This window comes from Bradyrhizobium sp. 61, from assembly GCF_023073075.1.
GTDB lineage: Bacteria > Pseudomonadota > Alphaproteobacteria > Rhizobiales > Xanthobacteraceae > Bradyrhizobium > Bradyrhizobium barranii.
Window position 1 is genome coordinate 100,297 of record NZ_JADPIU010000111.1, and the last position, 22,839, is coordinate 123,135.

22 protein-coding genes and 1 pseudogene are annotated in these 22,839 nt (G+C 58.1%); 20 read left to right on the top strand and 3 right to left on the bottom strand.

Features of this window, described 5'->3' with window-relative positions:
* Positions 1 to 126: 126 nt before the first annotated feature.
* The 14 genes and pseudogenes from IVB46_RS45175 to IVB46_RS42400 form a co-directional block, all read left to right on the top strand.
* Positions 127 to 285 (top strand): annotated as a pseudogene (locus IVB46_RS45175) (flavin reductase family protein); the annotation flags it as partial.
* Between the two features lie 399 nt (positions 286 to 684).
* On the top strand, positions 685 to 1,350 hold the full coding sequence (locus IVB46_RS42340; RefSeq protein WP_247345971.1) for a nitroreductase: 666 nt from the start codon (positions 685 to 687) through the stop codon (positions 1,348 to 1,350).
* A 220-nt stretch (positions 1,351 to 1,570) separates the two neighbouring features.
* The gene (locus IVB46_RS42345) at positions 1,571 to 2,359 is read left to right on the top strand and encodes an ABC transporter ATP-binding protein (RefSeq protein ID WP_247345786.1); all 789 of its coding nucleotides are present in this window, start codon (positions 1,571 to 1,573) and stop codon (positions 2,357 to 2,359) included.
* Entirely contained in the window at positions 2,356 to 3,069 is a 714-nt protein-coding gene (locus IVB46_RS42350; RefSeq protein WP_129268280.1) for an ABC transporter ATP-binding protein, read from the top strand. Before IVB46_RS42345 ends, IVB46_RS42350 begins: the two co-directional genes overlap by 4 nt.
* Positions 3,070 to 3,081: 12 nt before the next feature.
* Entirely contained in the window at positions 3,082 to 3,960 is an 879-nt protein-coding gene (locus IVB46_RS42355; protein ID WP_247345974.1) for a branched-chain amino acid ABC transporter permease, read from the top strand.
* A 2-nt stretch (positions 3,961 to 3,962) separates the two neighbouring features.
* Positions 3,963 to 4,967, top strand: coding sequence for a branched-chain amino acid ABC transporter permease (locus IVB46_RS42360; protein WP_247345789.1), 1,005 nt, complete (start codon positions 3,963 to 3,965; stop codon positions 4,965 to 4,967).
* Between the two features lie 285 nt (positions 4,968 to 5,252).
* Positions 5,253 to 6,443 (top strand): ABC transporter substrate-binding protein, encoded by a 1,191-nt coding sequence (locus tag IVB46_RS42365; protein ID WP_247345794.1) that lies wholly within the window; start codon positions 5,253 to 5,255, stop codon positions 6,441 to 6,443.
* 181 nt (positions 6,444 to 6,624) lie between these two features.
* On the top strand, positions 6,625 to 7,083 hold the full coding sequence (locus IVB46_RS42370; RefSeq protein ID WP_247345799.1) for a DUF3237 domain-containing protein: 459 nt from the start codon (positions 6,625 to 6,627) through the stop codon (positions 7,081 to 7,083).
* 246 nt (positions 7,084 to 7,329) lie between these two features.
* A complete protein-coding gene (locus IVB46_RS42375) occupies positions 7,330 to 8,037 on the top strand; it encodes a TetR/AcrR family transcriptional regulator (protein ID WP_247345802.1) in 708 nt (235 codons plus the stop codon).
* A gap of 94 nt (positions 8,038 to 8,131) precedes the next feature.
* The gene (locus IVB46_RS42380) at positions 8,132 to 9,052 is read left to right on the top strand and encodes an SDR family NAD(P)-dependent oxidoreductase (protein ID WP_247345805.1); all 921 of its coding nucleotides are present in this window, start codon (positions 8,132 to 8,134) and stop codon (positions 9,050 to 9,052) included.
* 9 nt (positions 9,053 to 9,061) lie between these two features.
* Positions 9,062 to 9,967: a MaoC/PaaZ C-terminal domain-containing protein gene (locus IVB46_RS42385; protein ID WP_247345808.1), complete on the top strand. Its 906-nt coding sequence runs from the start codon at positions 9,062 to 9,064 to the stop codon at positions 9,965 to 9,967.
* 9 nt (positions 9,968 to 9,976) lie between these two features.
* Positions 9,977 to 10,393 (top strand): Zn-ribbon domain-containing OB-fold protein, encoded by a 417-nt coding sequence (locus tag IVB46_RS42390; RefSeq protein ID WP_247345811.1) that lies wholly within the window; start codon positions 9,977 to 9,979, stop codon positions 10,391 to 10,393.
* Positions 10,390 to 11,538: a thiolase gene (locus IVB46_RS42395; protein ID WP_247345815.1), complete on the top strand. Its 1,149-nt coding sequence runs from the start codon at positions 10,390 to 10,392 to the stop codon at positions 11,536 to 11,538. Before IVB46_RS42390 ends, IVB46_RS42395 begins: the two co-directional genes overlap by 4 nt.
* A gap of 34 nt (positions 11,539 to 11,572) precedes the next feature.
* Positions 11,573 to 12,709 (top strand): CaiB/BaiF CoA-transferase family protein, encoded by a 1,137-nt coding sequence (locus IVB46_RS42400; protein WP_247345819.1) that lies wholly within the window; start codon positions 11,573 to 11,575, stop codon positions 12,707 to 12,709.
* 100 nt (positions 12,710 to 12,809) lie between these two features.
* Here the strand turns inward: IVB46_RS42400 and IVB46_RS42405 are convergent, their stop codons facing one another.
* Positions 12,810 to 13,562 carry an SDR family oxidoreductase gene (locus tag IVB46_RS42405; protein ID WP_247345822.1) on the bottom strand — a complete coding sequence of 251 codons (753 nt, stop codon included), beginning with the start codon at positions 13,560 to 13,562 and terminating at the stop codon, positions 12,810 to 12,812.
* A gap of 111 nt (positions 13,563 to 13,673) precedes the next feature.
* Positions 13,674 to 14,450, bottom strand: a complete 777-nt coding sequence (locus tag IVB46_RS42410) for a helix-turn-helix transcriptional regulator (protein WP_247345824.1) — start codon at positions 14,448 to 14,450, stop codon at positions 13,674 to 13,676.
* Positions 14,451 to 14,554: 104 nt separating this feature from the next.
* Between IVB46_RS42410 and IVB46_RS42415 the strand changes: the two genes are divergently transcribed.
* The 5 genes from IVB46_RS42415 (at position 14,555) to IVB46_RS42435 (ending at position 20,604) form a co-directional block, all read left to right on the top strand.
* Positions 14,555 to 15,226, top strand: coding sequence for a GntR family transcriptional regulator (locus IVB46_RS42415; protein ID WP_247345827.1), 672 nt, complete (start codon positions 14,555 to 14,557; stop codon positions 15,224 to 15,226).
* A gap of 376 nt (positions 15,227 to 15,602) precedes the next feature.
* A complete protein-coding gene (locus tag IVB46_RS42420) occupies positions 15,603 to 16,283 on the top strand; it encodes a TetR family transcriptional regulator (RefSeq protein WP_247345830.1) in 681 nt (226 codons plus the stop codon).
* A gap of 382 nt (positions 16,284 to 16,665) precedes the next feature.
* Complete coding sequence (locus IVB46_RS42425; RefSeq protein WP_247345834.1) at positions 16,666 to 17,127, top strand: MaoC/PaaZ C-terminal domain-containing protein; 462 nt, start codon at positions 16,666 to 16,668, stop codon at positions 17,125 to 17,127.
* A 117-nt stretch (positions 17,128 to 17,244) separates the two neighbouring features.
* Positions 17,245 to 18,828, top strand: coding sequence for a class I adenylate-forming enzyme family protein (locus IVB46_RS42430; RefSeq protein WP_247345840.1), 1,584 nt, complete (start codon positions 17,245 to 17,247; stop codon positions 18,826 to 18,828).
* 165 nt (positions 18,829 to 18,993) lie between these two features.
* The gene (locus IVB46_RS42435) at positions 18,994 to 20,604 is read left to right on the top strand and encodes an NAD(P)/FAD-dependent oxidoreductase (RefSeq protein ID WP_247345843.1); all 1,611 of its coding nucleotides are present in this window, start codon (positions 18,994 to 18,996) and stop codon (positions 20,602 to 20,604) included.
* A gap of 184 nt (positions 20,605 to 20,788) precedes the next feature.
* On the opposite strand, the gene IVB46_RS42440 is transcribed toward IVB46_RS42435, so the two are convergent.
* On the bottom strand, positions 20,789 to 21,541 hold the full coding sequence (locus IVB46_RS42440) for an alpha/beta hydrolase (protein WP_247345846.1): 753 nt from the start codon (positions 21,539 to 21,541) through the stop codon (positions 20,789 to 20,791).
* 210 nt (positions 21,542 to 21,751) lie between these two features.
* On the opposite strand from IVB46_RS42440, the gene IVB46_RS42445 reads away from it, so the two are divergent.
* On the top strand, positions 21,752 to 22,696 hold the full coding sequence (locus IVB46_RS42445) for a helix-turn-helix domain-containing protein (protein WP_247345849.1): 945 nt from the start codon (positions 21,752 to 21,754) through the stop codon (positions 22,694 to 22,696).
* Positions 22,697 to 22,839: the final 143 nt, after the last annotated feature.

A 22,839-nucleotide genomic window follows, 5' to 3' on the forward strand; every position in this document is an offset into this window, starting at 1 on the left:
AAGACGATGGCCCACGGCTTCGGCGGCTCCATCCACCATGGGCTGGAGCCGTTCGCCGTTGCTTTCGCAGAGGCGGGCTTTGTCGTCCTGCTGCATGATCATCGCGGCTTCGGCCGCAGTGGCGGAGATAAATCCCTTATCAAGGATGGCGTTTATCAGACGGCGCTCGCAAACCCAATATTGAGATCTGGGCGGGGTGGAGACTACGTAGAGGTCACGCAGGACCGGGTGTTTGAAATGGAACGTCCGCCCGGAAGCAGTCATCCAGCGTTTCACGGATCTTAGGTAGAAACTCGAGGTTTTGGGTAAAGACGATTTGGCTTAGCTGCTGTTACTGTTGCATCGCCGGCAACTGCATTGGTTCAAGGCGAAGCACATTTCGCAACCAAGTGCGATCGCGTAGCGCGGCCGACGCCGCAAGGTGGGGTGAGTGACATCAGCCGGCGAGCCGCTTAATGAGTATTGCGCCCTCGATCAGCGCAGCACTATTCAACCTGAACAGTTTACCGACGAGGAGAAGTGATGACAAAAACTGGTTGATTAAGTAGGAAATGCATGTAATCTAGTAGGAAGTAGGGTGGACCGCGATTGCGGGCCTGGCTCTGACCGCGGCGTCATCATGGAAAATTATGAAGCAGACCTGCATCGCTCGGGCGCTGCGCATTCGGGGAGGAAGACGGAATGATGTCTGTGAGCGAAGCCGTGCGGGCGAGGAGATCGACGAGGGCGTTCATTGATAAGCCAGTGAGCGCAGATCTCTTGCGAAGCATATTGGAAACTGCGGCTAGGTCCCCGTCAGGCGGCAATCTGCAGCCATGGAACGTTTACGTGATGGCCGGTCACGACTTGGAGGAACTGAAGAGGAAAACTCGCGAAAGCCTCAAAGGGGCAAGAGAGGGTGGGGAGTTCAAGGTCTATCCTGACCAACTGCCAGACACGTTCAACACTCGTCGCAAGAAAAATGGTGAAGATCTTTACGCGTCGATTGAGGTGCCGCGCGAAGACAAGACAGGACGGCTGCAGCAGTTCGCACGGAATTACGAGTTTTTCGGTGCTCCCGTGGGCCTGATCTTTGCAATCGATCGTTGTTTTGACAAGCCGCAGTGGGTGCACCTCGGAATGTTCATTCAGACCCTGATGCTGCTTGCGGAAGAGGCTGGCCTCGGTACGTGCGCGCAGGAGGCATGGTCCGCTTGGCCGAAAACCGTGTCAGAGCATTTGGGATTGCCGTCAAACCTCGTCGTCTATTGCGGAATGTCCCTGGGCTATGCGGATCTGGCTCACCCTATCAACAAGTTCACGACCGATCGCGTGCCGTTGGAAGAATTCACAACTTTTCGCGGGTTTTGATCCGCCGGGGTGGCATCTGTGGCCGGTGACGCGATTCGACGGGAAAGGGTTCATTCCGATCGAACGAAAGGGCTTGGGAGGCCCCGGCTGCGAGCTGGATGTCGACGTCGATACTTCGCTGATTCGGCGGTCTCCCAGCTCAACCACGAGCTCCCGCGCTGAGTAAGCGGCCGGACTGCGCATAAAAAATACTGTCTACTATCCAATGGGGTCAGCCACATTGCGCGCATCCGCAACCGTGAATACCCTGCTCGCGGTTCGCGACGTCAGCGTCGTGTTCGGCGGCATTGTCGCGCTCAACGGTGTGTCCTTTGACATGCACAAGGGCCAGATCCTTGGCTTGATCGGGCCCAACGGCGCCGGCAAGACCACGCTCTTCAACTGCCTCTCCCGGCTTTACCAGCCGTCGTCCGGCGACATCCTGATGGACGGGGCGAGCATCTTGACGCGGCAGCCGCACCGGATCGCCGAGATCGGCATCGGCCGCACCTTCCAGAACGTGGCGCTGTTTCCGAATTTGTCGGTGATGGACAATGTCCGCGTCGGCACGCACGCCCGCACCTCCAGCGACATCATCAGCGACTCGCTGCGTCTGGCCTGGATTCGACGCAGCGAGAGCAGCGTCAACAAGAAGGTGCACGAGATCCTCGCCTATCTCGACCTCGAGAACGTCGCTCATAGCATCGTGTCCGGCCTGCCGTTCGGCACCCAGAAGCGCGTCGAATTGGCGCGTGCGCTCGCGGCCGACCCGAAGATCCTGTTGCTCGACGAGCCCGCCGGCGGCCTCAACCACGAGGAAGTCCATGTGCTCGGCGACCTCATTCGCCGCATCCGCGACGAGCGTCACATGACCGTGCTGCTGGTCGAGCACCACATGGGCCTCGTGATGTCGATCGCCGACCACGTCGTCGCGCTGAATTTCGGCAAGAAGCTCGCGGAAGGCACGCCCGCCCAGGTGCAGGTGGATCCCGACGTCATCAAGGCCTATCTCGGGAGCAAGGACCAATGACGACGCTGCTCAACGTCAAGGACCTGCGGGCCTATTACGGCCAGGTCCAGGCGCTCCATGGCCTGTCCTTCTCGCTCAACGAGGGATCGCTGACGACGCTGTTAGGGGCCAACGGCGCCGGGAAGACCACGACACTGCGCGCGATCTGCAACATGGTGCGCTCCACCGGCGGCATCGAGTTCGACGGCAAGCCGCTGAACAACCGCTCCACCGAGAACATCGTGCGGTTCGGCATCGCCCATGTACCGCAGGGCCGCGGCACCTTCACCACCATGACGGTGGAGGAGAACCTCCAGCTTGGCGCCATCACCCGCAAGGACAGCGCCGGCATTGTTTCCGACATCGAGCGGATGTACGCGCATTTCCCGGTGCTGAAACAGCGGCACACCCAGCAGGCCGGCACGCTGTCCGGCGGCGAGCAGCAGATGCTCGCGGTCGCCCGCGCGCTGATGCTGCGGCCGCGGCTGATGCTGCTGGACGAGCCGTCCTTCGGCCTGGCGCCACTCGTCGTGCGTGACCTGTTCGGCATCCTCGGCAAGATCAACCGCGAGGACAAGGTGTCGATCCTGGTGGTCGAGCAGAACGCCCAGCTTGCGCTCGAGCTAGCCGACCAGGCCTATGTGATCGAGACCGGACGCATCGTGATGTCGGGCAATGCCAAGGACATCGCGAACAACGAAGAAATCCGCAAATCCTATCTGGGTTACTGAGGAGCCGGCATGATGGAGCTGTTCACCAACCAGGTGCTGGCCGGGATCGCCACAGGCGCGATCTACGCCTGCATGGCGCTCGCCGTGGTCATGATCTACCAGGCGATCGACCATCTCAACTTCGCGCAAGGCGAGATGGCGATGTTCTCGACCTTCATCTCCTGGCAGCTGATGCAATGGGGCATCCCCTATTGGGCTGCCTTCATCCTCACGCTGGCGCTCTCCTTCGTCGGCGGCATCGCGATCGAGCGCATCCTGTTCAAGCCGCTGGCGAAGGCGCCGATCCTGACCAATGTCGCCGGCTTCATCGCGCTGTTCGCGATCATCAACTCCTCGGCCGGCCTGATCTGGGACTTCACCATCAAGCAGTATCCGACCCCGTTCGGCTCCGCGCCGTTCCTGAGCAGCCAGCTGATCTCGACCCACCAGGCCGGCATGATCGGTGTCACCGTGCTGCTGCTGCTCGGCCTCTACTTCTTCTTCCAGTACACCAAGATCGGCCTCGCGATGCGCGCGGCCGCCTCGGTGCCTGAATCGGCCCGGCTGGTCGGCATCAACACGAGCTGGATGATCGCGCTCGGCTGGGGCATGGCGACCGCGATCGGCTCGATCGCCGGCATGCTGATCGCTCCGGTCGTATTCCTCGAACCCAACATGATGGGTGGCGTGCTGATCTACGGCTTCGCCGCGGCCGTGCTCGGCGGGTTGACGAGCCCGTTCGGCGCCGTGGTCGGCGGCTTCCTGGTCGGCATCTTCGAGAACCTGGCCGGCACCTACATCCCCGGCGTCGGCAACGAACTGAAACTTCCGATCGCGCTCGCGCTGATCATCTCCGTCCTGGTCGTCAAACCCGCTGGCCTGTTCGGCCGGCACATCGTCAAGCGAGTTTGATCATGAGCGCTGCAGAAGAAGTCGTTGCAGAGGGCCACCAGGCGGTCGAGGCCGTTCCGAAGCGGGCCATGACGCTCGGTACCGGCACCTCGCTGGTGGTGCTTGCCGCACTGATCATCATGCCTGTCTTCGTCAAGAACTTCATCATCTTCCAGATGACGATGCTCCTGATCTACGGGCTCGCGGTGCTGGCGCTGAACATCCTGACCGGCGGCTCGGGCCAGTTCTCGCTCGGCCAGAGCGCGTTTTACGCCGTCGGCGCCTATACGACCGCGGTGCTGATGGAGCACTTCAACGTCAACTACGCGCTGACCTTGCCGATCGCAGGCGTGGTCTGCTTCGCCTTCGGCTTCCTGTTCGGGCAGCCGGCGCTGCGGCTCTCCGGCGTCTATCTCGCGCTCGCGACCTTCGCACTCGCCACCGCCTTGCCCCAACTGCTGAAGCTCGGTTATTTCGAGGGCTGGACCGGCGGCGTGCAGGGCCTCGTCGTCACCAAGCCGGATGCGCCATTCGGCCTGCCGATGTCGCAGGACCTATGGCTGTATTACTTCTCACTGGCGATCACGATCGGGATTTACGTCGCCTCGGTGAATCTGCTGCGCTCCCGCTCGGGCCGTGCCTTCATGGCTATCCGCGACAACGAGATCGCGGCCTCCGCCATGGGCGTCGACGTCGCGCTGTACAAGACGCTTGCCTTCGGTGTCTCCGCCGGCATCACCGGCATCGCCGGCGGCCTTGGCGCCATCGCGGTGCAGTTTGTGGCGCCTGACGGCTACACCATCACGCTGGCGATCTCGCTGTTCCTCGGCATGGTCGTCGGCGGCGTGGGCTGGCTGCCCGGCTCGATCGTCGGCGCCGCCTTCATCATCTTCGTGCCGAACATCGCCGAGGGCATCTCGAAGGGCATGTCGGGCGCCGTGTTCGGTGTGCTGCTGTTCCTCGTCATCTTCCTCGTGCCGCATGGCGCAAGGGATGTTTCAAGGCTCGTGGAGCGGAGGAGAGCCTGAAAGGCCCAACTGGCGCGGCTATTTTTCTTAGCCCATCATTCCCGTTTTTGAGACAATGGTTCTCGTCGAGGAGAGAGGTCGAACCGATTGCAATCCGGGCGCATCTCCCGGCGTTTGGCCCAAATCGGGGTAGCGCGCCGAGACGCTCGCTTATTGGCGTATATAAAAAGCTGGTTGTTTAAGTAGTAAAAGTATGCGAGTTAGTAGGAAAAGATCGCGGTGAGCGGCACGTCTCCAAACGCAGATCGCAATTAAGCAATCAACTATTAGTGGGGAGGACTTTAGATGTACGCATTGAGGTGCCTTAGCTTCGCTTGCATGTTCGGGCTGCTAGGGAACGCAGCCCTTGCTCAGTCGCCTAGCAAATACGACCCAGGCGCTTCGGACAGCGAAATCAAGATCGGCCAGACCTATCCGTATAGCGGTCCACTCTCATCGGTCGGCGAGCTGGGGCTTACTGAAGCGGCCTACATCGCCATGATCAATGAGCGCGGCGGCATAAACGGAAGGAAAGTGACCTTCATCTCGCTGGACGATAATTACAGCCCCGCGAAAGCCATTGAACAGACGCGCAAGCTTGTTGAGCAGGACGAAGTACTTGCGATATTCAACCCGTTCGGAACTCCGACAGCCACGGCTACTCAAAAATACCTCAACTCCAAGAAGGTCCCGCAGCTATTTGCGGGCACTGGTAGTTCCCGGTTCAACGATCCAGCCTTCCCTTGGAGCAGTTCCGTCATTCCCAGCAATCTTGCGGAAGGGGTCGCCCTCGGTAAATACGTGGCCGAAAAGTTCAAGACTGCAAAAGTCGCGATCCTGTTTCAGAATGATGACTTCGGCAAGGATTACGCGAAAGGATTCAAGGACGCGATTGCGTCATCTCCCGCCATTCAGATCGTGAAGGAGGCGGCTTACGAGGTTACGGAGCCGACGATCGATTCTCAGATCGCTCAACTCGCTGCGACAGAAGCTGATGTCCTGTTGAACGTCACTGCGGGCAGGGCGGCAGTCCAATCGATTCGCACGCTCTCAAACCTGAAATGGAAGCCACTTCACCTTTTGAATGGGAAGTGGGCCAACATCGATGTATTCGAGCCGGTCGGAATGGAAAAGGCAGCCGGCATTATCTCGTATCAATACATCCAATCCGCGTCCGACCCCACCTGGGAGACGGAACCGGCTGCGCTCGAATACAAGGAGTTCATGAAGAAGTATCGTCCCGGCGCAAATCTGTATTCGGTGATCAATGTGCAAGGTTACCTATACGGTCGACTTCTCGTTCATATCCTGCGCGAAGCTGGCAACAACCTCACTCGGGAGAATATCAATTCTATCTCCATGAAGCTCCATAATGTGGACCTGGGCGGTCTGCTGCTTCCGGGCGTGAAGATAAACACCTCCGCTACACAAAGGCATCTCATCTCAAACCAGATACTCACGCAATTCGATGGGAAAAGATTCGTTCCGATCGAATGAACCGCCGAGCGCCGGATGCTCCGGGTCCGAGCCGGGCGTCCGCGCCAACTTTATACCTTTCGGCCGCCTCCCGGCCGGACCAAGGGCTCGCGCCGGCGAGTCCTTCAACTAAGCCCGGTATAAGTGAATACCGGGCTCTTTTTCCCTTAGCATCTTAGTCGACATGCGATGGATGTAGATCATGACCCCAGCCCTCGAAACAAAATACGTATTCACCATCACGGCACATGTCGGCGAGGTAACCTCGGCCGGCGACATCGGTACAGGCGTCCGACGGATCGTTCCAATATTGGGCGGCGAGGTGAGGGGCGATATCAACGGCAAGTTCTGCGCTGCCGGCGCGGATTTCCAGATCATACGGCCCAACGGATTGATGGAGATCGAAGCCAGATATGCTTTTGAGACGGACGACGGTGCCGTTGTCTATGTCGAAAATAGAGGCTTCCGCTTCGGTCCCGCCGAATTGTTGCAAAAGCTGAGCCGCGGTGAGCCCGTCGATCCCAAGCTGGTATATTGCCGTACCGCGCCGAAATTTGAGACCGGTCATGAAAAGTATCGCTGGCTGATGCAGCACATCTTCATTGCCTCCGTCGCCCGCCTCGGCGACCGCGCGGTGATTGACGTGCACCAGGTGCTGTGAGGCTTTCAGAGCACCGCCTGTGAACAGCGGTCATCAACCCCGCCTTCATCTCGAACGCATACCTACTTGGTGGTCGCCTCTCATCGGAGGCTTTGGCCGACGCTCTCAATCGAGGCTTCGATCTGTTTTCAATCAGGGGTGCTCAGAACCTCTCTCGCGATTACGGTGGCCACGAACTCGTTGTACCGTCGCTCAAAAATGCTTTACAACCATCGACGGGCCTTCGGGGCACGAGAGGAAGCGGTTGTGGGATTTAGCAGCAAGAAACAGAAGGTGCATTCGTCCGCTGTCAGGCCCAACAAGAAACCAAAACGGGCCCTAGGGAAGCGTGGAGCGGAGCCCGATGCCGCAATCCTCAGCTCTCGCGACAGTTTGCTGCAGACGGCAGTCGAGCTGTTTGCCAAAAAGGGCTTCGATGGCGTGTCGACCGGAGATATCGCGGCCGCCGCAGGGTTCTCTCAGGCCATCATACACTATCATTTCGGGTCGAAAGATCAGTTGTGGAAGGATGCCATGACTCATCTCATGCACGACCTTGACAAGCGATTTCCATTAGATCTTCAGGAACTGCGTGATCTAAATCCCGTAGATCAACTCCGTGTCATTGTGCGGAGGTTCATCGCCATGTCGGCGTCGAGGACCGAGCTTGCGAGCATTTTGGTGCTGGAGTCGATCGCAGATAGCGAGAGGCTGGAGTGGCTTGTGCGCAGGCATTTTCAAAAAAGAATAGACGCGCTTGAGAACATCGTGAAGGCGGCGATAGCCACGGGGGTCGCGAAGGACTTGCCTCCCTTCCTGGTTACTCACGGTATCCTTCTTTCGTCCTCGTTCATCTTCTGCCTGGCTCCGCTGATAAGGCTTGCGCACGGAGTGGACATGAAGGACCGGAAGGCTGCTGGCGCGATCCCGGACGCTCTGCTCGACTTTTTCCTCGGCGGCCTGTTGCGGCAATAATCACTTTACCCCATGCGTGGATGTTGACGACCCGTACTGGTTGATCTAATAGGAATATTATGTGAATACATAGGAAATTCGGGAGAGGCGCCGCATGAGCGAGATCGATCTCGTTGACAAAGTTCTGCTGGTGACCGGCGGAGGGCGCGGCATAGGCCGAGAAATTGCGCTCTTCGCGGCAAAAGAAGGCGCTCGGGTCGTGGTCAACGATTTGGGGAGCGCACCCAGCGGCTCCGGCAGTGACGCCTCCGTCGCCGAGGAGGTCGTTGCCGAAATCAAACGGGCCGGGGGAGCGGCCGTGGCGAGCACCGACAGCATCGCTACCGAAGCTTCGGCCAAGCAAATCATTGCGACTGCGCTCGATAACTACGGACGCATCGACGCGGTCGTCAACAATGCCGGAATGCTGCGTGACCGCATGTTCTACAACATGACGGAGGCGGAGTGGGCCTCGGTAATTCAGGTCCATCTTTTCGGCTACTTCTACGTTTCGAGAGCGGCCGCGCCGCACTTCAAGGCGCAGGCTTCCGGATCGTACATCCACTTCACGTCTCCTGCGGGATTGATCGGGGCGGTCGGACAGGCGAACTACGCCGCCGCAAAGATGGGCATCGTGGGAATGTCGACCGGAATTGCGTTCGACATGGCCAAATACAATGTCAGATCAAACTGTATCGCTCCTTCGGCATGGAGCCGACTGCTCGCGAGTGTCCCGATCCGGTCCAAGGAGGAAGAAGAGCGGGCGGCCATGTTCCAGAAGAAGATGGGGCCGGAAAAGATCGCTCCACTCTGTGCCTTTCTGGCGAGCGACGCTGCCAAGTCCGTGAGCGGTCAGGTCTTTAAGGTGCGCGGCAACGAGATATTTCTGATGAGTCAGCCCCGACCTATTCGATCGGTTCATCGGGACGGCGGGTGGGGCATGCAAAGTCTTGCCGACATCATGTTGCCCGCACTTTCACCGTCTTTCTTTCCGCTGACGTCGCACTTGGACGTGTTCAGCTGGGATCCAATCTGAGGCTTCGATATGGTCCTCGACTACAATCGCCTTATGAGCTGGCCCTTCAGGGACGTCGTTCGCTATTACGACGACAAGGATACTATGTTTTACGCGCTCAGCGTGGGGCTCGGTGCGGATCCGGTCGATCCGCGTCAACTCAAGTTCGTCTACGAGAAGGGCCTTCAGGCATTTCCGACAATGCCCATCATCCTAGGTATGACGGACACGGGATTTCTGACCGATCCCTCCATCGGCATCGACCTGCCCAAAATGCTGCATGGCGAATCGAGCCTTGCGATTCATGCTCCTCTTTCGCCCGTGGGCGGAATTATCAGCCGTATGCGCATCTTGGACATCGTCGACAAGGGGGCAGCCAAGGGAGCGCTGCTCTACTTCGAGCGTGCCATCCGGGACGCAGAGAGCAATTATCCGTTAGCCACAGAGCGGGGCTGTTTCGTGCTACGGGGTAACGGCGGCTTTTCTGATGATGTTAGAAAGACGCCGTCCCCTCGTGCCGTTCCAGATCGCGCTCCCGACCACGTCTGTGCGCTGTCGACTTTGCCACAGGGCGCGCTGCTGTACCGGCTGACGGGAGATCGCAATCCGTTGCATGCCGATCCAAGTGTCGCAAAGGGCGCCGGATTTGAGCGCCCGATCTTGCACGGCTCATGTGCCTACGGCATTGCGGGGCATGCCGTGCTGAAAGTGTTGTGCGATTATGAACCTCAGCGTCTTCAACGGATGGATGTTCGCTTCACGGCGCCCGTGTTGCCCGGAGAAACCATCCAAACGGAAATCTGGCAAGAGCATCAGGGCTCGGCCCTTTTCCGCTGCAAGGTGATCGAGCGCAACAGGGTGGTACTCGATAACGGGTTTGTCGAGTACGCGGCCACGAATGCCGCCTCCGATTCACGCGGCTCAGCCAGTCACTAGGGAACATCTATGGACAAGGGAAAACGCTACGTTCCGGTCGCGACGCCCGAGACAAAGCACTTCTGGGACGGTACCCGCGAGGGTTGTCTCGTGCTTCAACAGTGCCGGCAATGCGAGCATACCTATTTTCCGCCGCGACCATTTTGCTGCGAATGCGGTAGCCGCGACGTCGCTCCAAGGGAGTGCAGCGGGCGCGCTCGCCTGTACAGCTACGTGATTAGCCATCGCGCCGCGCCGGGCTTTGAAGCGCCTTATTCGATTGCGGTCGTCGAACTGGAAGAGGGGCCTCGGCTAATGACGAACATCGTCAATGTTCCGCAGACGCCAGAGGCGCTCGTGTTGGACATGCCCTTGCGCGTGACGTTCAAGGAGCTCTCCACCGAGATAACGCTCCCGCTATTCGAACCCCAAGGAGCAGCATCTTGAGCAAGGCGCAAGCGGCTATCGTCGGAGCGGCGGAAACCACAAGGATCGGCGTCGTGCCGGACATGTCGCAGTTGCAGCTTCACGCTGACGCAGCGCTTAATGCGCTCGCGGACGCCGGAATCTCCGCCGGAAAAATCGATGGCCTGGCCACGGCAGGCGAAGATCCTGTCCTGTTGGCGCACTATCTTGGCATCAAGCCGAGCTGGATCGACGGTACGGCCGTCGGTGGATGCTCGTTCATGATGCACGTGCGTCATGCCGTCGCCGCGATCCGTCAGGGCCTGTGCAGCACCGTGCTCATCACTCACGGGGAGAGCGGAAAATCGAGGGTACCAGCCCCCTTCTTTCCTTGGCCCCCCCAACCCATGAGTCTGGTCGGTCAATTCGAGGCGCCGTTCGGAGTTGTGGGCGCTCCCACCATGTTCACCATACCTGTCCTGAGATACCTTAAGACCTACGGGATATCCCTGGAGAAATTGGCCATGGTGCCCGTCATCCAGCGGAAGTGGGCAGCGCTAAATCCGAAGGCCACTTTCAAAGACCCGATCACCGTCGACGACGTGCTCGCCTCTCGCATGGTTGCTTATCCTTTCACGCTGCTGATGTGCTGCCCGCAGACTGACGGAGGCGGGGCGTTGATCATCACTGCGCCGGAGCGCGCCACCGAATTCTCCAGCAGCCCGGTCTACGTGTTGGGGGCGGGCGAAGCGAGCGAGACGACGATGATCAGTCAGATGGAAGACTTTACGTCCTCGGCGGCCTTCAGAAGATCGGGCGCGGCGGCCTTCAAAGACGCCGGTATTAGCCACGACGACGTCGATCACCTGATGATTTACGACGCCTTCGCTCATCTGCCGCTCTATGGATTGGAGGATCTGGGCTTCTGCGGACGCGGTGAAGCGGCGGACATGATTGCGGAGGGCCATACGGCACCCGGCGGCTCCCTGCCCGTAAACACGAATGGGGGCGGACTAAGCTACATGCATTCGGGCATGTACGGCATGTACGCGTTGCAGGAAAGTGTTCGCCAAGTTCGAGGAATTGCGCCTGCTCAGGTCCCAAACGCAAAGATCTCGGTGGCCCATGGTGTCGGCGGAATGTTCAGCGTAAGCAGCACGATCGTGCTCGGCAACGTCGTTCCCTAAGTGCGTTTCGCGGATCGTTGCGGAGCATGAGAAGATGGGACCGTTGAGCGGAATCCGCGTTGTTGAGATTGCTGGAATTGGCCCGGCGCCAATGTGCACGATGTTGTTAGCCGACCTCGGTGCATCCGTACTTCGCATCGAGCGGGATGGAAGCCCCGATCTTGTCGATGATCTTCCTCGCGGCTGCAACATAATTCTACGCGGGCGCCCATCGCTGCAACTCGATCTTAAGAACAGCGATGCTCGTGATTTCGTGCTCAGCGTAGTGAGCAAAGCCGATGTGCTGATTGAAGGTTTCCGTCCCGGAGTCGCTGAGCGGCTCGGAATCGGACCGGAGCCCGCCATGGCGGTCAATCCGAAGCTGGTTTACGGCCGCATGACTGGTTGGGGACAAGACGGTCCGCTGGCCATGCGAGCCGGGCATGACATCACATACCTGGCATTGAGCGGCGCATTGAATGCGATAGGCCGCAAGGGTCAGCCCCCGACCGTTCCGCTCAATCTGGTAAGCGACTTTGCTGGCGGCGCGCTGTATCTGGCGTTGGGAATCTTGTCAGCCTTGGTGGAGCGTCAGCATTCAGGTCTAGGGCAGGTGGTCGATGCGGCGATGATTGACGGCACTGCGTCGCTGATGGCTGCCATCTATGGCATGGCGGCGGCGGGCAACCTGACGTCCGAGCGTGGAACCAATTTGCTTGATTCTGGAGCCTACTTTTACGATGTGTATGAATGCGCAGACGGTAAATGGTTGGCAATTGGAGCGCTCGAACAGCGCTTTCACGACGAATTGCTGCGACAGATTGGCATTGATCCAGGCTCGGCCGGTTCACGAGCGAACCGGGAGAACTGGCCGCGCATGCGGGAGCTGCTGAAGGAGCGATTTCGTACGCGAACGCGCGACGAATGGCAGGCGCAACTCGAGCCTCTTGATGTTTGCGCCGCGCCGGTGCTGTCGATGTCGGAAGCCTCGACACATCCGCACCTGCGTCATCGCCGGACTTTCGTTGACATCGAGGGCGTTGTGCAACCTGCCGCGGCGCCTCGCTTTAGCCGCACGCCAGCGAATGATCCGCGTCCGGTCCCGGAACTAGGTGTGGGCGTCGATGATCTGCTGCGTGAATGGGAGATCGACCCCAAGGGACGGCCGCGCCAACGTGCAGTGCCTTCATAAGCCCTTAAGCAATGCGGTTACGTAGGAATCGAATTGCGCTCAAGTTGTACGCAATGCCTTTGGGTAGGCGCTGGAGCCGCCGAAAGTGTGCAGGCAGGGCTCATAGATGTCTGCCGCCGTCTACGACGATGCGCGAGCCCGTGCTGGCCCTAAGGTGAGCGATGCAGGCAAAAATCGCCGAAGCGACATCGTCGGGTTCGATGACGCGCTTCAGAGGCGTCGCCTTGGCGCCGGCCTCGAGTGCCGCGCGGTCCCGGCCAGGCACGAAATCAGTGGCCACGGCGCCCGGGGATACGGTCAGCAGCCGAACTTCCGGTCCGAGTGCACGCGCGAGTGACGCGGTCATATTGTCGAGGGCGGCCTTGGAAGCGCAGTAGGCGACGTTGCTGCCCGAAGCCGTGAAGCCGGAGATCGAGGACACGTTGACCACGACGGCATCGCCTGAGGCGCGCAGCACCGGGAGCAGCGCGCGGATCGCGGAATACGGCCCACGAACGTTCGCGATGAGAATCTCCTCGAACAACGCGTCCGTGAGAGTGACTAGATCAGCATGATTGATGGCGCGAGTGAAGCCGGCAGAATTAACAAGGATGTCGAGCTTTCCGTGCCTCGAGGCGATGTGCGCCGATAGCGCTACGAAGCTCTCGGGATCGTTCAGCGACAACCTTGCGACTTCGTGCGATCCGCGGGGCAGGCTGCCAACGAGAGCGTCGGCGCGCTCCTTGCTGTGATGATAACCGATGATGACGTCTGCGCCGGCGTCGGCGAGGCGTTGGACGGTCGCGGCGCCGATCCCGCTACTACCCCCCGTGATGACTGCGAGGCGGCCGGCCAGGAGGTCGTTTTCACTCATCGGATGCTTCCCGTTGTTTGCATTGATCTCTATCAAAGCAATTCGCGAAGCTCTGTCACCCGAACACGGGACAACCCACGTTCGAAAATGCCGGCATCATCGGGTGCCGAGTCAGTTGAGAACGAGACGCATTAACTGGTTCTGCGACGAGATGTTGAGCCTGGCGTAAGCCCGCTTCTTGTAGGTCAGGACGGTGTTCAGCCCAACACCGAGTTCGAGCGCTATCCCCTCCGATGTGACGCCGCGAATAATGGCGGCACAAACGTCGGCCTCGCGTGAAGTCAGGGTGGGAGCGACCGCCGTGAGACGTTCGCGATAGTATGCGTGCGAATTTGGGCGGCTCGCCGCTTGCATATCGGCATGACGACGCACCAGCGCTAGCATCAAGGGAGCCTTGTCTCCGATGCTATGTATTTCGTCCTCAGTGAAGTCATTGCCTTTGGGCCGGTAGAGGTTGATGCGAAGCGTGCGGCCGTCTCGGGTGTCTGACAGACTAATGCGATCGTCCAGTTTCACTGCGGTGTAGCAATGATGTCGGTATTCCGAATGGATCACCTCGGACGCGCTCGTTTTCAGGATCCAGCTTCCCTGATATCCCGCCTCGCGCAATTGGCGGTTGGCCAGGTCGTATAGGTAGTATTCGCGACAGTACCGTACGGCGACGTCCTGCGACACCTTTGCGGGCCCCGCGTTTTCAGCAAAAATTGTCCGCGGCTTCATGTCTGAATCAAAGACGAAGGCCGCCATGTGCTCAGGCATCACCCAAGCGGAGGCTGCTCGGAAGAGCGAAGCTGGAAAAGCTGGCGTGCCGAGTTCCTCAATAAGGCTCGTCATAGCCGGAATGTCACCGGTGCCGGCCGCCGGTCGGATGAGGCGATGGGCTCGCATACAAGCTCCTTGTTTTCCTCGACCTTGCGATGTTGTTTGCGCCGTTATAGAGGTATGCGATCTTGTATGCAATATTGCTCACCAAAACGAGGCGCGACCCGCTTATGTATGCTCTCGAGCCTTCCCCACGCCTGACCAGCGTGTTCGAGACCCTGCGCCGTGAGATCGTCGCCGGAGAGCTCCGCCCGAACTCACCTCTCATCGAGCTCGATTTGGCCCAGCGTTTTGAGGTGAGCCGGACACCAGTGCGCGAGAGCCTGCAGCGGCTCGCCACCGCCGGACTGGTTGTCCCTCGCAAACGCGGTTGGGCGGTTCGCGAGTTCACGACGGAGGAGATCCGACAAAATGCGGAAGTTCGGATGGCTCTCGAAGGTTACGCGGCCGGTCTCGCCGCGACCCGCGCGTCGGCAGCACAGATTGCGGAGCTAAAGGCCATCCACGACCGGAGGCTCGCGCTTCACTCCAGCGATGAGGAGATGCGGGTAAGGACCAATCGCGAATTTCACGACGCGATTATGGCCGCCTCAGGAAACGGAAGGTTGACGAACGCAATCTATCACTCGGGCCAGTTCTATTTCAACGCGCCGATCGCACGGGCGGCGACGGGTGATGAATTGGCGCTGGGCAATGCGGATCATCAGCTCATCTTATCGGCGATCTCTCAACGCGACGGCGAAGCTGCGGAACGAGCGATGCGGGCTCACATCAAGCGAACGTTCGCCGTCTTCTGGCGGCTGACCGGCAAGGATGTCGCCGGTCCTCCAGATGTTGCGTGACGGAGATCCCTCGGTCTCGTCGGGGCGATTCAGGTTCATCTGAAAAGTGTGTCGCGCACGCCACGCTCTTGAGGCGTACAGGTAGCTCGGAGCCGGCGAATGAGTGTATCGTCGATGGTCGCGATCAGGCCGGAAGCAGCTCGGCGAGCAGCGTTCTGCTGACGACGCGCATAAGTCTATCTCGCGGCCCAACTGCCTCAACAGCGGCTGGCGCAACCAAGCGACGTCCCGTTTCTGTGCTACAGCTTGGCTCAACCTCCCAAATTGATCAATCGCTTTTCCCGATAAATCTATCGGCTGCCCTGATCGTTTCCTGTCTGTGTAGTCCCTTAATAGGGTAAAGGGTGTTAGCGTCCAAAATTTGGAATTGAGGAAGATGATGGCGAAGCTGACGCCGCCGCGGGCACGTGCCGGCCGCAAAACGGACCGTCAAGATCCTCGGGAGAAGTTGCTTAAGGCAGCCATCGAGCTGTTCTCCAGGCATGGATACGAGCCGGTATCCACGGGGCAGATCGCGGCGGCTGCAGGCCTTACGCAATCAATGGTTCACTACCACTTCGGCAAAAAGTCCAAGATATGGAAGGCCGCCATTGAGCGCCTCATGTATGAGCGCGGCCTCGTTTTCCCCATCGGCCGCCTTGATCTTCAGGATCTCGATCCGCTTTCGCGTCTAAAGGTCATGATCAGGAAATTCCTCGCAGCTAATGCAGCAGATCCCAATCTCAATCGCATTCTGATGCACGAGGGCATGGTACGCAGCGCCCGGATGCGCTGGCTGGCTCGTCGATATATGATCGCCGGTTACAGACTTTTTGACCAGGCGATCGAAGAAGCGGTCGAGGCGGGAGTGATACGCTCGCTCCCGATAATGAACGTAACGAACATCATCGTTTCCGCTTGTACCATGACCTCTAGCCTGAGCGTCTTGATGGATGAGGTTTACGAGGTCGACATAACACGTGAAGAGTATCTCTCGTCATTCAGTGACTCGCTCGTAGAGGTGCTCTTTAAAGGTCTCGAAGCGAAACGGCCGGAACTTGAAGATAGACGCCGCTGACCACGGCTTCAGTGAACTCGACCCGAGCACTGGCTGACCTGTTATCTCCCGTTCAGAACCCATTTGAGAAGTGTATGGTTCGAAGCTTTCCAGCTTGACGGTTTGACCGTTCTAATACGCGGCCTGCGGCGATCTCCGCATCGACTTGCTTGAACCCTATACCGGTCGCCCTGAACGTCGTTTTCCGCAAACTGTCGAGGCCAGTGCGGCTCAATGGTGCCCGCGGGGTGCGCCGGAAATACTATTAGGTCAAACCAATATACAAATAGGTCTATTGACAAATGATAGGGCGCGGCTATTTTCCCCCTTGTTGAGGCTGGCAGAAAGATCGAGCCCAAGTTTTCGCGTCTGAAGCCAGGGAAAAGCAAACAAGGAACGGCAAATGTTCAAAGGTCGGAACGCGAAATATTGGAATGAATTCAAAGTCGGCGAAGTAATCGAAACCGCTGGTCGGACCATTGAGAGCGGCGACGTCAACTTGTTCGCGGGACTGTCCGGCGACTTCAATCCCGCCCACATCAACGAAGTACACGCCAAGAAGACGCAGTTTGGCACGCGCATCGCGCACGGGCTTCTCACGCTTGCAGTTACCTCTGGCCAGATGAATGGCACAGGTCTGTTCGAGGGAACAACGATCGGCTTTCTCGGCATGGACAAGGTTCGTTTCTCCAATCCAGTAAGATTTGGAGACACCGTGTTGACCACGGCCAAGATCACCGAAGTGCGGCCAAGTGCCAAGAAAAACGATCGGGGTGTGGTTTCCATGACCATCACGGTCCAAAACCAAAAGGGCGAAACAGTGCTGACTTATGACCAGGCGCTGCTCATGTCTGGTGCGGTCTAGGCTAGTACTGTCCGTAACGGCCGCGGTGCTAGGATGATCAGGCAAAGATCGGCCGGCGTCCTCCGGCCGCTGCCGACACAAGATCGACAGCTGATTTCCATCATGCCGGTGAAAACAATGTCCCAGCCCGAAAAGAAAGCTGCGTTCGACACCTCGGTGAAAGCCTTGGCCGCTATCGCCGAGTCTCACCCCAACAAGGACGCCTTCGCGTTTCCCGCCGAAGCAATCTCTTTCCGGGATTTGAACGACAAATCCACTGCCTTAGCCAAGGCGCTGCTGGATCTCGGCTTCAAGCCTAAAGAAAATATCGCGCTACTTGCCCAGAATTCGATCCATTGGCTGATTGTTCAGTTGGCGGTCGCCAAAGCTGGAATGGTGCTGGTCCCACTGAATACCTATTACAAGGTCGAAGATCTGACTTACGCCTTGTCGCATTCGCAGGCTCGCGCGATCTTTTTCACCCCCGCCTTCAGGACGAACAAATATCTCGAATTGGTTCGAGAATCGACCAAGCAAAGCAAGAACAATCCGACCAAAGTCATCATTGGCGGACGCGCCGAGCAATGTCTGTCCATTGACGATCTGATCGCACAGGGGGCTACCTCAAGTGCGGCTCTTCCACCTGTAGAAGGCACTGACAACGCCGCGATCATATACACCTCAGGTACCACAGGCTTCCCGAAGGGAGCGATGCTGATGCATGAGGGCGTTATGGCTAATGGCCGGAGCATTTTTTCGAGGCTGAAAATTGGCTTTGATGACCGTGTAACTTCCATTGTTCCGATGTTCCATGCGGCATCCTTCTGCGTCGGCATCTCTGGATGCCTAACGGTTGGTGCGACATTCCTTGGGATCGAAGCGTTCGACCCTGTTGAAATGTTCGAGATCATCCAACGTCATCGAGCCACCGTTCACATCGCTGTTCCTACTTCATTGCGGATGATGCTTGAGCACCCGCGCCGGAGAGAGTTCGATCTATCGTCGCTCAGAGTTGGCACTTGCGGAGGAGCGGATGTCGAGCCTGACATGCTGCGCCGATGCGAAGCCGAATTCCCGATTCCATCCATGGTTCAGGGATATGGGCTGACCGAGTCCTCGGGGCTCGCCTGTTGTCCTGAGGTCGACGATCCGAGCCGTTCCGAAGCCGCAGGTCTGCCCTTGCCGGGATACAGCATTCGGGTCGCAGACCCGGAGAACGGTGCAATCCTGGGACATGACGCGATAGGGGAAGTCCAGGTCAAGAGTCATCTGATCATGCGCGGCTACTTCGCAAACGACGAGGAAACGCGAAAGGCAATTGACGCAGACGGGTGGCTAAAAACCGGCGATCTTGGGCAAATCCGCCTCGACGGAAAGTTGGTGCTCGCCGGTGGACGCTTGAAGGATATGATCATTCGTGGAGGCGAAAACATCTACCCCGCGGAAGTCGAGCGAATTCTCTTTTCACATCCGGCAGTAACCGAAGTTGCAGTGTTCGGAATCAAGGACGAACACTTCGGCGAAATAGTCGCTGCCGCGGTTAGGTGCGGAAACGTCACTGCAGCCGAGCTTTCCGATCACTGTGCGAGTCGAATCGCGAAATACAAAATGCCAACCAGATACTTCCGAACCGACGCTTTTCCGCTCACGCCAAGCGGAAAAATCCGAAAGGTCGCGTTGAAAGAAATGGCGGCCGACGGGAAGCTCGAAGCCCTGGTTTGATGTCCAGTTGGACCGCTCCGCAACAAGCGTCCGCGGTGCACCACTTAAGAACTGCCTGATTTGGCGGCGTTGGGCTTCGGCATTCGAAGCCCCCTAGGGCAGGCCACTGCAAGAACGCGACGGAAGAACCAGCCAGCATAAAAAGGTTACACGGGAGGTCGAGAAATGCCTGAAAGGAAAAGCGCGAAGCCTTTGGATGTGATCGTCATTGGCGCCGGCTTCGCCGGCTTGTACGCGCTGCATAGACTCCGGAAAGATGGATATTCCGTCCGCGTTCTAGAGGCCGGCAAATCGATTGGGGGCACCTGGTATTGGAACCGGTATCCCGGCGCGCGCTGCGACATCGAAAGCATGCAATATTCATACTCCTTCTCGGACGAAATTCAGCGCGAATGGAAGTGGTCGCAGCTGTATGCGCCTCAACCGGAGATTCTAAGCTATATTAACTTCGTTGCCGACAAACTTGACCTTCGACGCGATATTCAACTCGAAACCCGCGTGGTCGCTGCCACTTTCGACGAACAGTCCCGGACATGGAAAGTCCGCACCGAAGCGGGTGAGGCGTTCGAGGCTCCATTTTGCGTGATGGCGACCGGCTGTTTGTCGGTTCCGATCGTTCCCACGTTTCCTGGAAAGGAAAAGTTCGAGGGCGAGGTCTACCGCACGTCGGATTGGCCCCACGAGGGCATTCAACTCAAAGGCAAACGGGTAGGGCTCATTGGAACGGGCTCGTCAGGGATACAGGTGACGCCGGTGTTGGCCGAGCAAGCAGAGCATCTTTATGTGTTTCAGCGCACGCCGAACTACTCCATCCCTGCACTGAATCGTCCAATGGACGAGGAGTACGAGCAGGCGTGGAAGCAAAACTATCCTGAGCGGCGGAAAGCAGCTTTGGCCACTCGCATTAACGCGCTGAGCGACTTTGGTACCGTCCCGGGCAGTTCGGTCAGTTACGAGGAGCGTGAACGCGAGTTCGAGCGCCGCTGGACCAAAGTCGGCGGATTCGGATTCGTGCATGGTTACACCGACATAATGACCGACCCGATCGTGAATGCTCACGCCTCCGAATTCGTCAAGAAAAAGATCGCGGCATTGGTTCCTGATCCAGAAGTGGCGAAAAAACTCATGCCAAGCGACTACGGTATCGGAGGCAAGCGCATCTGCGTCGACACCGCATATTTCGAGACGTTCAATCGAAATAACGTCACATTGATCGACGTCAAGAGCGATCCGATTAGATCCTTCAAGCCGAACGGCCTGTCTACGCAATCTCGATCGTTCGAGCTAGATACGGTCATTCTCGCAATCGGATTTGATGCGATTACTGGCGCATTGCTCAAGATCGATATCACCGGTCGCGACGGTTTGAAGCTGCGAGACCGCTGGGCCGAGGGGCCGAAAAATTATATCGGAATGGCAGTCTCAGGGTTTCCAAATATGTTTATGGTTACAGGGCCCGGAAGTCCGTCGGTCTTTACGAACATGGTTGCGTCAATCGAACAGCATGTCGATTGGATCGCCGACTGCATTGCGCATCTCAAGCGCAAGGGTGTGTCGTCCATTGAGGCGCTGCCCGAGGCGGAAGAGAAATGGGTGTCACACGTCAATGACGTGGCAAACGCCACTCTCATGCCGAGGGGCAACTCCTGGTATGTGGGCGCGAACATACCTGGGAAACCGCGAGTGTTTATGCCTTATCTTGCGGGAGCGCACGTCTATAAGAAAGTTATCGAGGATGTGGCCAGCAAAGACTATGAGGGATTTGGGTTGGCATGAACCAACGGGGCATCCACTTAATTAGTTGGGAACGTATTGCTTCATTCGCGTGCCACGCGGTGAATGTGCTCCGGGGCCGTCCGATTCGGAGATGACTTATCTTGCGGATCTGCTGCTTCGTGATCGCGCACAGGAAGTGATTGCATGGCTCGATGCGAAATCGGCGGCCGACGGACGATTAGTCCTATGAAGGATCGAGGAAAGCCGAAACCGCCGCTGCCAAAATCAGTGGACACTCATCCATCGGATAGTGACCCGATTCCGGCAAAACGGTCAGCCGTGCATTTGAAAGTCGCCGGAGCCATGTTTCTCGAATGAATTGCTCAGGAACACCAAGATCGTGCCCGCCGGCCACGACGAGCGTTTCGTTAGCAAGCTCAGCCGCTTCGCGATCGAAATCGTCCAGCGCCCAGGATTCGAAGTATTCCGCAAAAGCGCGCGCAGAACAGATCTTCATGGAGAGGGTTGCAACGCTTTTCGACCAGTAAGAGGGCAGGCGCCCCCCTGTCGATGTATCAATGATCGCTTGCCGCGCGTCGAACTGCGCGGCAGCAGAGCGAAAGAACCGAAATGTGTCCTGGTCAAGCGGTGCTTTGCCAGCCCACACCGGTGTGATGGCGCAGATGCGTTGCACGCGTTCCGCTGCAAGTGTCGCGGTGCGAAGCGCTGCCTTACCCCCCATCGAATGACCGACGACCGAAAACTGTGCCCAGCCCAGACTGTCACAGATAGCGATCGCGTCTGTAGCGACGGTTGCCATGTTGAAAGGACCTACAGAGCCCTTAGCGCTGCCGTACCCTCTAAAATCCATGATTGCAAAAGTGAAGCGATCCGGATCAATCCCGTGAAGCATGGGCTTGAAGCATTGGGCGCCCCCGAACCATCCATGCAGAAGCACCGCGCGATGAGGTCCGCCGCCGTAGGTGATATAGCTCACGTTCGGTCTTCCTTCCAAATCAGCGTGCAACGCTTATGGTCGGTCTGACGTAGGGCGAAGCCCGCGGCACGTCGGAGCGCTTTCACTTCAGTCAATAGCAACCAACGCGATAGCTTGACCCGATACAAGATCAAAAATAGCCTAAACGATTAGGGACGTCACAGTCCTTACCAGGACAGCATAACAACTTGACCGACAGGGAGGTTCGTCATGAGTTGGAAGGACTCAAGTCGCGTCCTGCGTATGCAGGGCTTGCTGCCGAATGTCATGTCATCTGTCTTTGTCGAGATCGACATGTTCAACGCATCTGAAGTCTTCGGTCAGTATACTATCTCACAACTCGAGGGCATGCGCGTCGTTCGTGGAACGACGCGCGGTGGCCGGTATCAGGTGCTCCGAAGCGCCCGACACATTCGACAGGCGTCATCGCAGGCGGTCTTTGTATGTTTGCCGCTCATTGGCGAAGTGACCATTCAACAACACGGGCGGCGGTCAGATGTTTCGGAAGGTGACATCGGACTGCTCGATTCACGCGACGAGTACGCGATCGACATTTCGGAAGGGTCCGACATTCTCTGGCTCAGTTTCTCGCCTACGCAAGTCGAGGCGCGGTTAAGAGGCCTTTCCGATAATGTTGGGCGGCGAATAAGCGGATCGACCGGAGTTGGACTTGTTGCGTCCAAGTTCTTACGATCCATCGGAGCCGAAGCCGATAGCTTGGCCAATTCTTGCTCGTCCCAAATCAATCTAGCAGCGATCGATCTCATCTCGGCGGCAGCGTCGGAACGATGCAGATCACACTCATTCCCCCGGGTCAAGGCAAGCCGAAAGACATGGGAGCGGGCCTGCGACTACATTGAACGCAATCTTGGCGATGAGAACCTGTCACCGGCCAAAATTGCGATCGCGATCGGGATTAGTACCCGATATCTGAGCGAGTTGTTTGCCTCTGAAGGACAATCTCCAATGGGGTGGGTAATGCTTCGCCGTTTGGAGTCGTCCAGGATGGCTTTGACGCGTCAGCCATGGACCCCCGGCGTAGTTACCAGCATCGCCTTTCAATACGGCTTCAGCAATATTCCCAGCTTCAACAGGGCGTTTCGTGAAGCCTTTGGGCTATCCCCCCGAGACGTTATGCCGACAAACAGGAATTGACGCCCGGCCGCGCCATTCGCTTGCTAGAAGGGGCCGTCTGATTGCTAGGGTTCCGTTGCATAAGAAGTGGCTGAAGCTGTCAAGGGGCCCGTTCGGCCACCGCGCGCAACCGTTTCGCCAGGAAAGTCCGATCCTGGAATCGT

Bases quoted from the DNA above. Each gene is read 5' to 3' on its own strand.
- IVB46_RS42340 (WP_247345971.1), top strand. From the start codon at position 685: ATGTCTGTGAGCGAAGCCGTGCGGGCGAGGAGATCGACGAGGGCGTTC.
- IVB46_RS42350 (WP_129268280.1), top strand. From the start codon at position 2,356: ATGACGACGCTGCTCAACGTCAAGGACCTGCGGGCCTATTACGGCCAG.
- IVB46_RS42355 (WP_247345974.1), top strand. From the start codon at position 3,082: ATGGAGCTGTTCACCAACCAGGTGCTGGCCGGGATCGCCACAGGCGCG.
- IVB46_RS42360 (WP_247345789.1), top strand. From the start codon at position 3,963: ATGAGCGCTGCAGAAGAAGTCGTTGCAGAGGGCCACCAGGCGGTCGAG.
- IVB46_RS42365 (WP_247345794.1), top strand. From the start codon at position 5,253: ATGTACGCATTGAGGTGCCTTAGCTTCGCTTGCATGTTCGGGCTGCTA.
- IVB46_RS42370 (WP_247345799.1), top strand. From the start codon at position 6,625: ATGACCCCAGCCCTCGAAACAAAATACGTATTCACCATCACGGCACAT.
- IVB46_RS42380 (WP_247345805.1), top strand. From the start codon at position 8,132: ATGAGCGAGATCGATCTCGTTGACAAAGTTCTGCTGGTGACCGGCGGA.
- IVB46_RS42385 (WP_247345808.1), top strand. From the start codon at position 9,062: ATGGTCCTCGACTACAATCGCCTTATGAGCTGGCCCTTCAGGGACGTC.
- IVB46_RS42390 (WP_247345811.1), top strand. From the start codon at position 9,977: ATGGACAAGGGAAAACGCTACGTTCCGGTCGCGACGCCCGAGACAAAG.
- IVB46_RS42400 (WP_247345819.1), top strand. From the start codon at position 11,573: ATGGGACCGTTGAGCGGAATCCGCGTTGTTGAGATTGCTGGAATTGGC.
- IVB46_RS42405 (WP_247345822.1), bottom strand. From the start codon at position 13,562: ATGAGTGAAAACGACCTCCTGGCCGGCCGCCTCGCAGTCATCACGGGG.
- IVB46_RS42410 (WP_247345824.1), bottom strand. From the start codon at position 14,450: ATGCGAGCCCATCGCCTCATCCGACCGGCGGCCGGCACCGGTGACATT.
- IVB46_RS42415 (WP_247345827.1), top strand. From the start codon at position 14,555: ATGTATGCTCTCGAGCCTTCCCCACGCCTGACCAGCGTGTTCGAGACC.
- IVB46_RS42420 (WP_247345830.1), top strand. From the start codon at position 15,603: ATGATGGCGAAGCTGACGCCGCCGCGGGCACGTGCCGGCCGCAAAACG.
- IVB46_RS42425 (WP_247345834.1), top strand. From the start codon at position 16,666: ATGTTCAAAGGTCGGAACGCGAAATATTGGAATGAATTCAAAGTCGGC.
- IVB46_RS42430 (WP_247345840.1), top strand. From the start codon at position 17,245: ATGTCCCAGCCCGAAAAGAAAGCTGCGTTCGACACCTCGGTGAAAGCC.
- IVB46_RS42435 (WP_247345843.1), top strand. From the start codon at position 18,994: ATGCCTGAAAGGAAAAGCGCGAAGCCTTTGGATGTGATCGTCATTGGC.
- IVB46_RS42445 (WP_247345849.1), top strand. From the start codon at position 21,752: ATGAGTTGGAAGGACTCAAGTCGCGTCCTGCGTATGCAGGGCTTGCTG.